The organism is Fibrisoma montanum, assembly GCF_003583365.1.
Taxonomy (GTDB): Bacteria; Bacteroidota; Bacteroidia; order Cytophagales; family Spirosomataceae; genus Fibrisoma; species Fibrisoma montanum.
The window spans coordinates 80,748-93,272 of the sequence record NZ_QXED01000017.1; the positions used below are offsets into that span (position 1 = coordinate 80,748).

General features: G+C 55.3%; 8 protein-coding genes and 1 pseudogene. 4 read left to right on the forward strand and 5 right to left on the reverse strand.

Features of this window, described 5'->3' with window-relative positions:
- Positions 1 to 4 precede the first annotated feature (4 nt).
- The 5 genes from DYU11_RS31680 to DYU11_RS31700 all read right to left on the reverse strand — a co-directional run bounded on the left by DYU11_RS31680 (position 5) and on the right by DYU11_RS31700 (position 7,683).
- Positions 5 to 1,534 carry a SusD/RagB family nutrient-binding outer membrane lipoprotein gene (locus DYU11_RS31680; protein WP_119671780.1) on the reverse strand — a complete coding sequence of 510 codons (1,530 nt, stop codon included), beginning with the start codon at positions 1,532 to 1,534 and terminating at the stop codon, positions 5 to 7.
- A 40-nt stretch (positions 1,535 to 1,574) separates the two neighbouring features.
- A complete protein-coding gene (locus DYU11_RS31685) occupies positions 1,575 to 5,096 on the reverse strand; it encodes a SusC/RagA family TonB-linked outer membrane protein (protein ID WP_119671767.1) in 3,522 nt (1,173 codons plus the stop codon).
- Positions 5,097 to 5,163: 67 nt separating this feature from the next.
- Positions 5,164 to 6,276, reverse strand: coding sequence for a FecR family protein (locus DYU11_RS31690; RefSeq protein ID WP_119671768.1), 1,113 nt, complete (start codon positions 6,274 to 6,276; stop codon positions 5,164 to 5,166).
- Between the two features lie 14 nt (positions 6,277 to 6,290).
- Entirely contained in the window at positions 6,291 to 6,905 is a 615-nt protein-coding gene (locus DYU11_RS31695) for an RNA polymerase sigma factor (RefSeq protein WP_119671769.1), read from the reverse strand.
- Positions 6,906 to 7,086: 181 nt separating this feature from the next.
- The gene (locus DYU11_RS31700) at positions 7,087 to 7,683 is read right to left on the reverse strand and encodes a hypothetical protein (protein WP_119671770.1); all 597 of its coding nucleotides are present in this window, start codon (positions 7,681 to 7,683) and stop codon (positions 7,087 to 7,089) included.
- Between the two features lie 105 nt (positions 7,684 to 7,788).
- Here DYU11_RS31700 and DYU11_RS31705 point away from each other — a divergent pair, with 105 nt between their 5' ends.
- The 4 genes and pseudogenes from DYU11_RS31705 to DYU11_RS31720 form a co-directional block, all read left to right on the forward strand.
- Positions 7,789 to 8,856, forward strand: coding sequence for an Ldh family oxidoreductase (locus DYU11_RS31705; protein ID WP_119671771.1), 1,068 nt, complete (start codon positions 7,789 to 7,791; stop codon positions 8,854 to 8,856).
- A gap of 209 nt (positions 8,857 to 9,065) precedes the next feature.
- A complete protein-coding gene (locus tag DYU11_RS31710; protein WP_119671772.1) occupies positions 9,066 to 10,556 on the forward strand; it encodes a circularly permuted type 2 ATP-grasp protein in 1,491 nt (496 codons plus the stop codon).
- Positions 10,557 to 10,631: 75 nt separating this feature from the next.
- A complete protein-coding gene (locus DYU11_RS31715) occupies positions 10,632 to 11,612 on the forward strand; it encodes a glycosyltransferase family 2 protein (RefSeq protein ID WP_199736857.1) in 981 nt (326 codons plus the stop codon).
- 96 nt (positions 11,613 to 11,708) lie between these two features.
- Positions 11,709 to 12,525, forward strand: a pseudogene (locus tag DYU11_RS31720) (gliding motility-associated C-terminal domain-containing protein); the annotation flags it as partial.

Here is a 12,525-nt window from a genome sequence, read left to right on the forward strand (position 1 = left end):
CGCTCTACTTTTTATCCCACCAGATTCTGGTATCCAGTAGGTTAGGCCCCTGGCGGGCAATCGCCTGCTCGACGTTGGTTTTGTTCACGTTCAACTCGGCGTCGGTATACGTCAGCCGCCGGATAAAAGGCTCCGTTTTGAGATCGCTGCCGGGATACGGGTTAGGTGTGAGAACCGGGAAACCGCTTCGCCGGAAGTTCGCCCACGTTTCCGGGCCGATCAGAAATGAAGCGACCCAATATTGGGTGTTGATCTGCTCCAGTTCCTTACCAGCCGCCAGCGGATTAGCCTGAACGTAGGCGGTTATCGCCGGTTCGGCAATGGCGGTGCTGGCCCCGTACAGCGCCAACTGCCGCATGTGGGCTCGTATGCCGTTGGCGTACAGAGTCGCGGCATCGCCCGTTGTCCATTTTCGCACGACAGCCTCAGCCAGTAACAGCTGCGTTTGAGCGTAGGTGACCAGAAAGCTCGGAGCCAGCAGGGCGGCCATTCGCGTACGGTCGAGTTGGCTGTAATCCCACAAACTGGCCAGTTTACTGGCTGTCACCGCAGCGCCAATCGTTGTATTATCGTAGCCCAATGGTGCGCCAATCTGCACACCCGGGCTGCGGTTCGCCCGCGATTCTACCTGCTGTGCACCGCTCGTTGCCCCAACGTACCGGACGGCGATGGAAGCCAGCCGCGGGTCGTTCGTCCGGCTGAGGAAACTGACAAAATCGTCGGCCAGATAGAAAAATGCCGATTGCCCCCCGTTCAGCTGCGACCCGACGGGATTGGAGAAGTTGGCGGTATGACGAATAACGGCATTGTCATCATTGGACTGCATAACACCCCCCGCAACAGCCTTGGCTACGTATTCGCCGGCTTTGGTTGGATTCACTTTAGACAGTCGCATGGCGGCTCGCAACAGCAGCGAATAGCCGAGCCGCTTCCATTTCACGACGTCACCGTCGTATAGAACGTCGTTAGCAACTTTAGGTCTGGCTGCGTTCAAAGCCGCCGATGCGGTTTCCAGTTCGGTCAGTATATCGGTGTAAATTGATTCCTGCGTGTCATAAACAGGGGCAATTACTCCTTCCAGATAGCTTTTTCCGGCCTGCGCGTACGGAATGTCACCGTACGTATCCGTCAACACCATGAAGGAATACGCTTTCCAGATGCGCGTCATGTTGTACAGGTTCGAGCGGTCAGGATTATCCTTCGTTTTGGTAATCACGTCGGTTAGTTCCCGGATGATGTTGGGGTAGTACGCATTCCAGTTTCCGGCCGCTACGCTGCGATTGTCCTGGTTGAAATTAGCCGCCGACCCCTGCCCGCTGAACGGCGTAATCATCTGCTTTACGATGGTCGTTTCGTAACTCAGATTTCCGTAGCCGGGTGTACTGGCTACAATGGCGGTGTTTAGCTGATAGCTGGGTTCTACGGCTGTCAGAGCAATCGGGTTTATGTTCATTTCATCAAACCCGCTATCGCACGATGCCAGCCAGAACAAGGCAATGAGCCAGCTTAACTGGCGTATAGTCATCTTTTTCATGGTCGTCCTGATGGTTTGGGAATCAGCAACTGTGAGATCGTTAAAACCGAACATTAAGGTTGAAGCCTACGCTGCGGGTAATCGGCAAACCGGTGGCTTCCAGGCCGATGAGGTTGTCGGAGGGAAAGCCGAACTGCTCGGGGTGAATGTTGGGCACCCACTTCTTCAGCACGGCGACGTTGTTGGCCACGGCATTCAGCCGAACCCCTTTGATAAACAGGGTCGGGGGCAGGAACCGGCTGAAATCATAGCCGAGGGTTACTTGCCGGAGTTGCCAGAGACCGGCGTTGTAGACAAACTCTTCGGCAATGTTCTGCGAACGTACCGTTTCATAGTACGCCTGTACCCCGGATTTGGTCTGATTCGTCTCGCCGTTCGGATTGACCCCGTTGCCGATGACAAAATTTTCGGCCCGTCCGACCAGCGTGGCTTTATGCAGACCATGCCGCCAGGCGTTGTGGTTGGTACCCGAAATCATTTTATGCCCCAGCTTGAAATCAATCAGGAACGACAGGTTTATGCCTTTGTAGGTAAAACTGTTTGTGATACCGCCTACCCACAACGGCAGCGCACTACCAAAGCTGATCTGAGTGGGCGTCCGCAAGGGTCGTCCGTTTCCCGCGTCGAACACCTGCCGCCCCTGAGCATCCCGCAGGTAGCCAAATCCATACAACTGACCTATCGGCAAACCCACCACCTGCCGGAGTTCGCCGGTAAAATCGCCGGTGCCGACGGTAATCATGTTGTCGCTGACGCCACTTCCCAGATTAAGCACTTTCGTGACGTTGTAAGCTGCGTTGACGGTGGTATTCCAGTTGAAGGCAGGTAGTCTGATCGGCGAAAAATTGACCAGCATTTCAACGCCCTGATTCCGGCTTTCGCCCACGTTGATCAATTGGTTAGCGTATCCGCCTGCATTGGATATCTGCGCCCGCAGGATCTGATCCGACGATAGTTTATCGTAATACGTCAGGTCCAGCCCCAGCAGGTTGTTGAACAACTTCAACTCCAGCCCAACTTCTTTTTCAGACACCCGCATAGGGCGCAGATTCGCATTGGGAACCGTGGCACCACTGATGCTGGCCAGGGGCTGCGGGGTGCCGCCAGCCGACGGAAATTGCTGAGAGTTAATGCTGTAGAACAGGTTGTTGGCATAGGGCGACACGTCGGTATCGCTGCCCACTTCGGCATAAGCCGCTCTGATTTTTCCGAACGTCAGCCAGCTCGGGAGCACCGATGCGAAGGCCTGCGAGAAGACAAAACTAGCCGTTATGGAGGGATACAGAATGCTGCGGTTGGCAGGCGACAAGGTAGAAAACCAGTCGTTCCGGACGGTTCCATTCAGAAACAGTACGTCTTTGTAAGACACTTCGGCCGAGCCATACAGCGAGTTCACCTGCCGCTCCGACAGTTCGTAAACGGGGTCGCGGAGTCGGCCATTGCCCAGGGTATAAAGCCCCCTCGTGAAAAAATCCTGAACGAAATCATTGTGGCGGCTGATTTTCCGGTACATCTGATTACCGCCTACATTGACGTTGACGCCGATGCTGCCAAACGTACGGTTCGCACCCAATAGAAAATCGGCGTTGATTTCACGCACGTTTCGGACATCCTGTACGTACTGCCCATTGACAAAACCAGCCGGTGCCGGTGGCTGCCGCTGGCTACCGGTAGGCAGGTTATAATCCTGTTCGCGCGAATAATAATCCTGGCCGACCCGCGCCTGCAGGAACAGCCAGTCCGTAAAATTGTACCGCGCGGTCAGGTTGCCAAAGACGCGATCCGTATTGATATTATCAAAGCGCTGAAGGGCAAAATACGGATTCGTGCGGTTTGTAAATCTCGACCAGACCACCTCATTGCCGTTGGCATCCGTGGCGTATTTTTCCAGCAGGTCCAGCGGCATGGAGTTCGCCATGTTGTAGAGCACCACCGGACTGTAGTCCTGCTCAGCAATGTTGGGCGGGTTTTTCCGGGTTTCGTTCGAGTAATTGATGTTTCCCGACACCGTCAGCTTCTTAGCCAGCGTTTGGGTAAACCCCAGGTTGATCGTTTTTCGGTTATAGCCTGAACCCGGTAAGATCGTTTTATTGTCCAGATTGGATACAGACAGGCTGAAACCCCCAAAATCATTACCCGACGAAAGCGTCAGCGTGTTGGTCCAGGTGTTACCGACCCGGTAATAGTCCGTGATTTGGTTGCGTTGCGGCACGTACGGCACCTCCACGCCATCGAACAGAATCTGCGTCATGCCGGGCTGAAACCTCTCCCCGAAACTCCACTGCCCGGAGGTCGGAAAAGGAGCCGTCGGACGAACGCCATTCTCGCCCTGCCCGTATTCATACTGATAGTCCGTGTAATCGAGGGGTGTATCGGTTGTGAAGTTGGTATTGTACTCTAATCCAATGCCATTCCCGGAGCCTCGGGTCTTGGTCGTAATCATGATTACCCCATCTTTGGCGCGTGACCCGTACAAAGCCGACGCTGCGGCTCCTTTCAGGACCGTCATCGTTTCGATGTTGTCGGGGTTGATGCTGCTCAGGCCGTCCCCGCCGTCGGAAGTCCGGTTGCTGCCCCGCTCAGATACGTCTCCCCTGGCCCCGTAGGTAGTGTTGTCAATCGGCACACCATTGACCACGATCAGCGGTGAGTTGTTGCCCCCGAAGGAGGACTGCCCCCGTATCCGGATTTTACTGGTTCCGGCCGGACCAGACCCCAGCGAGGTAATGTTTACCCCAGCGATCTTGCCCTGTAAGGCGTTCATGAAGTTGGTCGTGCGGTTTACCGTTATCTGCTCCGAGGCCACGGTAGCCGTTGCATACCCAATGCTTTTCGCCTGCTTTTTGATACCCAGCGCCGTTACGACCACTTCACCAAGCGCCTTGCTTTCCGGGGTCATTGACACGTCTATTCTGGATTGATTACCGACGACCACCTCCTTACTTTCGTACCCCACAAAGCTGAATACCAATACCGTAGCGCCGTCGCGGGCGTCGGGCACATCCAGTTGAAAGTCTCCCTGAGCGTTCGTACTCGTACCGCGCTGCCGGTCCGCCGTAGCGGTTCCTTTTATCAGGACACTTACGCCCGGCAGACCCATGCCTTTTTCGTCGGTCACCCTCCCCGCCACCAGGCGCCTGGGTGATGCGGATTCATCGGCCGCTTTGTTCAGATCAACGGCCCCTGTCGCGTCGGAGGCCGGTGGGCCGGCTGACAGAACGATCTTTCTGCCCACCAGTTCATAACTGACTTTGAGCGGCTTTAAGAATTTGATCAGCACTTCCTCCAGCGTGGAGTTCGTTGCCTGAACACTAACCTTTTGCCGGGCGTCGATCACTTCCGAGCTGTACACAAACTGCACGCCCGTTGCCTTTTCGATGTCGGTCAGTACCTTCTTGATCTCCTGGTTTTCGGCGCGTAACGTCAGGCGTTTACTCAGGTACTCCTGCGCATTGGTGGTGTACGCATAGGATACGCCTGCCAGTAAAAACATAACTAAACCTTGCGTCAGCGAAAACCTTGTGAGCTTCAGCCAGCGCTGCCTGTAAAGGTGTTTTCTCATTGTTTTGACGGTTTAAGGGGTTAGGATTGAGAGCCCTCCGTAGAGCAGCCTCTGGGCAAGTAACTCGTTAATGAATAGTCTGCCGGCTGATCACAATCTGACCATCCGTTATCTGGTAGGTTGCCGAAGCTGCCTTGCACAGCAGATCCAGCTTTTCGTAGAGCGATTCGTTCGAAAGCGTAGCCGTAATCCGGCATTCCAGAAAACTCTGCTCATCGAACTGAATCGGAATTCCGTAACTCTTTTCCAATTGGCGCAAAATCACCGACAGCGCTACCGCATCGTATACAAACTGCGTTTCCTGACTGCTTTGGGTAACTATGGCCGGGTTAGCGACCAGCGTCTTGGTCAGATTCCCATCGCTCTTCTCAAAAATGGCGGCCTGGTTCGCGTACAGTATCAGACCGCTTACCTCTTTGTTACCGGCGTTCTGATTAACCCGGGCTCTGTATACCGATACTTTTCCCGAGCGTACCTGAACAGTGATTTTTTTATCCGAGTCGAAGGCCCGCACAACAAAACGGGTACCGAGCACTTTCGTGACCGTTTCGCCGGAGTAGACCATAAACGGCTGGTTACGTCGCGTCACCGAAAAGCTGGCTTCTCCCGTCAGGTACACGGTTCGGGAATCGGCCGCAAAATGAGCGGGATAACGAAGCCGGCTTTTGGGGCTCAGCACCACTTCCGAGCCGTCGGTCAGCGCGACCCGAAGCAGATGCGGGGTATTATTGACCGTCTCAACTAACTGGTTTATTGGCCCTTCCGGTAAGTGAGCCGGTACCTGGCGGGGCTGATCAAAAGACCCGTACCACCGCAGGCCGATAACAACCGCTACAACGGCGGCCACGGCCAGGCCCCACCGAAACGGGTATCTGATCGGAGTCGATGCTTCCTCGTCATTAAGGTCCGATGAAACCAGTTGCCGATAGGGACTGTACGAACCCGCGCTTTCAATCAGCTTTTCCGTTTCGCGTCGGATTTCGGCTTCGCTAATGCGCTCCGGAGCCACGGTTGCCGCCCGCACGAACTGTTCGGCCTGCCGAAACGCTTCCAGTTTGTCGGGATAACGCTCGGGAAACGACAGCCAGAATGACTGCCGGTTACCCCGCCCCTGCACCCACTCCTGAAAGCTCTCGTCCTCGATAAAATCCGCTACCGTATAGGCTTCGTAGTTTTTCATTACGTTGGCTTTGTTTAGAATACGAGGCTCGACAGGGTCTCCGGCAGGTAAAACAGCAGCCCTACGGTGCAGATGGTCCAGTTTTTACGCAGACTGTTCAGGGATTTCTGCAGCAGATTATACACCGATTGCCGACCGAGGTGCATAACCTCCGCAATCTGTTCGAAACTCAGATTCTGGTAGAACCGCAGGTAGATAAGTTCTTTCTGACGCTGTGGTAAGTGATTCAGTACGCGCTCCAGCCGGCGAATCTGGTATACTTCGTGTTCCTCTTCAATCAGTCGGATGTCGGCCGCAAACTCCACCGAAAATGAGTAGTCATCGGAAAGATCGGCCTGATGGGCCCCGTGCGTTTTTGACAACTCGCGCAGGATGCGGGTTTTGAGCACGACCAGCAGATATGATCGTACATTCTCGACCGAACTAATGGTATCCTGTATCTTCCAGAGGTTGACAAACACCTCCTGGATGCAGTCTTTTACGAACTCACGGTCGGCATGCAGACGCATCCCCCAGTGAAAGAGATCGGCGTAGTAAGTCTGCATCAGCTTCGCGAGGGCGTAAATGTCGCCCGCCCGGTATTCCTGCCAGAGTTGTTGTGCTTCGTCTGAGGGTAAGCGTCTGATCATAACCGGGAGTGCCTTTGGTAGGATGATCAATTTTTCAGCAGAAGTTACCCTCTTTTTTAAAACTATTTTTTTAAAAAATTAGAAAATACCTACATATACATAAATAAGCGCTCTTTTACCAGCCGATTTGCCGACCGAAAAAAGAGCGCCGTTGGTAGCAGCCTCAGCAATGGAATTGACGTCAATACGTTCGCAGGACGCGCAGCCGGTGGTTTTTGTTGATCCGGTACCGTGGATTACTCAGTTGCTGAAAAATTCCCCCGCTCATGGCGAGTATACCCGTGACGGGCAGCAACGTGGGGTCAATCTGTCCGGAGTTGATTACGCCGGCGGCAAAATAGACGACCCCCGCAATCGGCAGCATGGTACCGGCGGCCGTGACGAACGGAATCCGGCGGTGAATGTAGATACGCTGCACTTCATCGAGCCGGAACGTAACGGGTTCGTCGCGGTTCATAACCTCATTGGCAACCAGAATACTGAATGTACTGTCTGAAACGTCGTATAACTGCTCGCGGTATTTTTCGCCCCGCGCTTTGAAGTGAATTTCAGTGCCCTGAAAAAACCGATGGCGCCGGAAACCTCCGAGCGCATGGTTCACATCGAGCGCCAGGTACCGCGATGGTCTGATCAGGGCCGTGTAGGAAGCGCCTTTGCGTTGCAGAAGCTGTTCGGTCGTCAAGGTATCGGTCGGCTGGGCCATCAGGCCGGTAGCCGTCAGGGCCAGACAGCCGGTTAAAAGCAGGGGAAGCAGGAAGCGAACAGGAACCAATTGCATAGAATGAATGACGGTAGTTGTTTCCAATAACGCCAAAACCGACCATTCGGCCCGATTTTTTTGGAAAGTTTAACCCTTTCGGCGGGCGTTGGCTAATTTGCGGGCATGATTGACGCCAACCGACTCCGTACCTTCACCGAACAGATTTTTGTGGCCATTGGCTGCTCCGAGGCCGACGCCCGACTCTCCGCCGACGTACTGATCAGCGCCGATCTGCGGGGCGTTGACTCGCACGGCGTAGCCCGCCTACCGGGCTACATCCGGCTGTACGACCACGGCCGATTGAATCCGCAGCCCCGCATTCGGGTGGTGCACGAAACCCCATCGACGGCCGTAGTCGACGGCGACCGGGGTCTTGGGCTGGTGGTCGGGCCGGCCGCCATGCAGATCGCCATCGAAAAAGCCCGCGTGGCCGGCACCGGCTGGGTAGCCGTTCGGAACTCCAACCACTTCGGCATCGCGGGGTACCACGCCCTGCTGGCTACCGAACACGACATGATCGGCCAGGCCATGACCCATGCCGCCCCACTCGTCGCTCCCACGTTTTCGCTGGAGAAAATGCTCGGCACGAACCCCATCGCCGTGGCGGTTCCGGCCCTCACCGAACCGCCGTTTCTGGCCGATTTTGCTTCAACGGCCGTTGCCTACGGCAAACTCGAAATTCTGCAGCGCAAAGGCCAGCCCGCGCCCATCGGCTGGGCACAGGCCGCCGACGGCGGCCCCACCACCGACAGCAACGCGGTAAAAAACGGCGGGGCGCTGCTCCCCCTCGGCTCTGACCGCGAACACGGCAGCCATAAAGGGTACGGTCTGGGTGCCATTGTCGACATCTTTTCGGGGGTATTGTCCGGTGCCAACTACGGCCCGTGGGTACCGCCCTTTGCCACGGCCGGCTTCATGCAGGCCGACGAGGGCGTAGGCATTGGAACGGGCCATTTTTTCGGAGCGATGCGGATTGACGCCTTCCGCCCAGCCGACGATTTCAAAGCGCACATGGACACCTGGATTCAGCGGTTCCGGTCGGCGAAGGCCGTGGAAGGCCAGCGCGTGCTCGTCCCCGGCGATCCCGAGCGGGCTATGGAAGCCGAACGGCTGGTCACGGGCATACCCGTACTGGAACCGGTCATTAAAAGCCTGGACGAACTGGGCGAGCGGTTCGGAGTGAGGTTGTAAGCTAGACACTTTTCCAAAGCAATAAGGTTAAACTGAGCCCTTTGTGTCTGATGGTAGTAAGCAAAATTTCGACAAAGTCAGTCAAAAAGAAACCAGCATAAACTAAGACAACCTATCAAAAAAATCCCTAATCCTTACAAGCTTACAAGAGCCTATTTTGCCTTCTGGCCGTTTTGCCATATATTGTTCCATAAAAACGCTCACCGACTATGTTAGCACAAACTCAGACGCTAAACGGAATGACCCAATCGCAAGGACAGACAGCTGCCGTTAACTTTTCGTTCAGCGATTATCAGATCGAAAACTTTTTCGATGAGATGTTCGCGGGCGATAGTCAGGTAAGGCCCGGCTACACTCCTTTCCGGCAGCGTGTTGAGCAACTGACTCGTGAGGAACTGATCAGCCGGCAGCATGCCGCCGAACGGGCGCTGATGAGCATGGGCATTACGTTCAATGTATACTCCGAAGGCGAAGGTACTGAGCGGATCATGCCCATCGACATCATCCCGCGCATCATCGAATCGGCCGAGTGGAATCAGCTGGAACTGGGTCTGATTCAGCGAATTAAGGCGATCAATATGTTCATTGACGATGTATACAATGAACAGCGCATTTTGAACGACGGCGTCGTACCGCGCGACCTGATCGAATCCAGCAAATGTTTCCTGCCGCCCTGCATTGGGCTGAAACCGCCCAAAGACATCTGGTGCCACATCACTGGTACGGACCTGATCCGGGGCGACGATGGCCAGTTCATGGTGCTGGAAGACAACCTACGGTGCCCGTCGGGGGTGTCCTACATGCTCGAAAACCGGGAACTGACCAAGCAGACTTTTCCGGAAGTACTGGCCCAGACGGGTGTCCGGCCCGTTTCTGACTATCCGACGCGACTGCTTCAGTTGCTTCAGTACATTGCTGATCGACCCAAACCGACCGTGGTGGTTCTGACGCCGGGCATTTACAATTCAGCGTATTTCGAACACTCCTACCTCGCGCAGCAGATGGGCGTTGAACTGGTCGAAGCCCGCGATCTGGTGGTGTCGGGTGGTTACGTAAAGATGCGGACCACCAAAGGTTTCCAGATTGTTGACGTGATCTACCGGCGCATCGACGATACGTTCCTCGATCCAAAAACCTTTAATCCCGACTCGCTGATCGGCGTACCCGGCATTTTCGAAGTCTATAAAAAAGGCCGCGTAGCCCTGGCCAATGCCCCCGGCACGGGCGTCGCCGACGACAAGGTAATTTACGCGTACGTACCGCGCATCATCAAGTACTACCTCAACGAGGAGCCGATTATTCAGAACGTTAAAACCTACATTTGCCGCGAACCGGACGATTGTGAATACGTACTGGAGAACATTGCCGAGCTCGTCGTGAAGGAAGCCAATGAAGCCGGTGGGTACGGTATGCTCATCGGCCCTAAAGCGACCAAGGAAGAACACGATACGTTCCGGGAGAAAATCCGGGCCAATCCGCGCAACTACATCGCTCAGCCAACCATCTCGCTCTCGCGGGTGCCATGCATCGTGGGCGATCATGCCGAAGGTCGGCACGTTGACCTCCGTCCGTACATCCTCTACGGCGACGGTGTGAACGTGATCCCGGGCGGTCTGACGCGCGTAGCGCTCCGGAAAGGATCACTCGTCGTGAACTCGTCGCAGGGCGGGGGCGGTAAGGATACGTGGGTTCTTTACTAAGCGGAGTCTTATTTACTGGCCGGTGTTTATAGCGCAGCAGGGTTATCTTTGCCCTCTCACTATCAATACGCTGTCTTGCCCGATCTCAGCATTATTATTGTCAATTACAAAACTCCTCAGTTGATTCTGAATTGCCTGGCGTCCGTCTACGCGCATACATCAGGCATCGATTTTGAGATCATTATTGTTGACAACCAGTCGAATGACAACAGCCAGGCCCTCATTCAGCAGGCGTATCCGGCCGTTCGCTGGTTCGACATGGGCTATAACGCCGGTTTTGCCCGGGCCAACAACCTGGGCATTAAACACGCGCAGGGCCGGAACGTACTGCTGCTCAATTCCGATACGCTGCTGCTCGACAACCTGCTGGCCCGCTGCGTTCGGGTACTCGACGAAAACCCCGACGTAGCGGCCGTTGGTGCTCATCAACTGAGCCGCGACCGGCAACTCCGGCCTAACCTGTACACTACCTTCGGGCAGATGCGCCGGGCGTTTTACATCATTCCCATTACGCCGTTTTTTCAGAAGCTGCTCTACCGCTTCGTTCCCGACACGCAGTATGCCGACCCGAGTCAGGTTGACTGGCTATCCGGCGCGTTTCTGATGACCCGTCCGTCGACGATTGCCAGGGCGGGCGGGCTGGACGAACGCTTTTTCATGTACGGCGAAGATGTAGAATGGGGGCATCGGCTTGGCCGGCAGGGGCGGATGCTGTTGTTGCCCAATGCCGCTTTCGTGCATCTCGAATACGGCAGCAGTACGGACTATCAGCAGCATGAGGTTACCTACATCAACCGCTTCAAGCCCCAGGTACAGGTGTCGCAGCTGCTCTGGATCCGGAAACAATACGGAGCCGGCGCTTACCTGGTTCTGATCCTGCATTACATAACGATGATTCCCATCGTTTTTCTGTGGAAAATGGCCGTGAACCTCCGTAATCGCCAGCCGCTTTTCAGCGAACTGGATAACCAGCGGGCGTTTGCCGGTCAGGTCCGGATTTTCCTTCGTTTTTTCTGGCAAACCCTGTTTAACCGACCCGGTTTCTACAAAGTCTGACCCGCAGAAAATGTTCGTATTGACAGTATCCTAGAATATATACCGCAGACGTACCGGTTTGCTGGTTTCTGGCGTTAAACGAGAAATCATCAACGTATGAGATTTTTCTATACTCTCGGACTGGGCATACTCGGGTTATGTCTGCTCAGCCCCGGCTATACCTATGCGACGCACGTGCGGGCAGGGGAAATCACGACCCGCCGGCTTTCGCCTAACTCGCTCACTTATGAGATTACCCTGACGGCTTATTTTGACGAACAAAATGGTCGTTTAGCCAGTGATGGTCAGGGTGTTGTCCCGTTTTGTTTCGGCGATGGAACCACCCAGGACGTATCCCGTAGCGTTCGTCAACCCATTGGTTTTGGCTCATCCCTGAACATATACCGGGTTACGCACACATTTCCCGGCCCGGGCACTTACACCATTGGTATACAGATCATTAACCGGAACGCAAACACGAGAAACCTGCCGCCGGCCTCGTTAAACATAAGTTTCTACGTCTCGACAACGATCGTGATCAACCCGGCCCTGCAGATCAACTCTACGCCGGTGATGCTCAACCCGCCCCTGGACTCGGCCCGCGTGGGCCAGCGCTTCTGCCACAACCCGGCCGCCTTCGACGTCGACGGCGACAGCCTGGCCTACCGCCTGAGCGTACCTAAAGATGCTCCGGGCTCGCCGTGCATCAGCCGGAATTACCCTGGTTATCAGAATCCTACGCAATACAGCCGCAACAGCGAATCGGGGGGCCCGGCCTCGTTCTCGATCAACGCCAGCACGGGCGAACTCTGCTGGGACGCCCCCGGCGAGGAGGGCCAGTACAACTTCGCCTTCATCGTCGAGGAGTGGCGTAACGGCGTGCTCATCGGCGAGATCACCCGCGACATGCAGATCATCGTCCTCGACCAGCCCA

What these genes read in the sequence shown, in the direction of transcription:
- DYU11_RS31680 (WP_119671780.1), bottom strand. Translation starts at nt 1,534, where the DNA reads ATGAAAAAGATGACTATACGCCAGTTAAGCTGGCTCATTGCCTTGTTC.
- DYU11_RS31685 (WP_119671767.1), bottom strand. Translation starts at nt 5,096, where the DNA reads ATGAGAAAACACCTTTACAGGCAGCGCTGGCTGAAGCTCACAAGGTTT.
- DYU11_RS31690 (WP_119671768.1), bottom strand. Translation starts at nt 6,276, where the DNA reads ATGAAAAACTACGAAGCCTATACGGTAGCGGATTTTATCGAGGACGAG.
- DYU11_RS31695 (WP_119671769.1), bottom strand. Translation starts at nt 6,905, where the DNA reads ATGATCAGACGCTTACCCTCAGACGAAGCACAACAACTCTGGCAGGAA.
- DYU11_RS31700 (WP_119671770.1), bottom strand. Translation starts at nt 7,683, where the DNA reads ATGCAATTGGTTCCTGTTCGCTTCCTGCTTCCCCTGCTTTTAACCGGC.
- DYU11_RS31705 (WP_119671771.1), top strand. Translation starts at nt 7,789, where the DNA reads ATGATTGACGCCAACCGACTCCGTACCTTCACCGAACAGATTTTTGTG.
- DYU11_RS31710 (WP_119671772.1), top strand. Translation starts at nt 9,066, where the DNA reads ATGTTAGCACAAACTCAGACGCTAAACGGAATGACCCAATCGCAAGGA.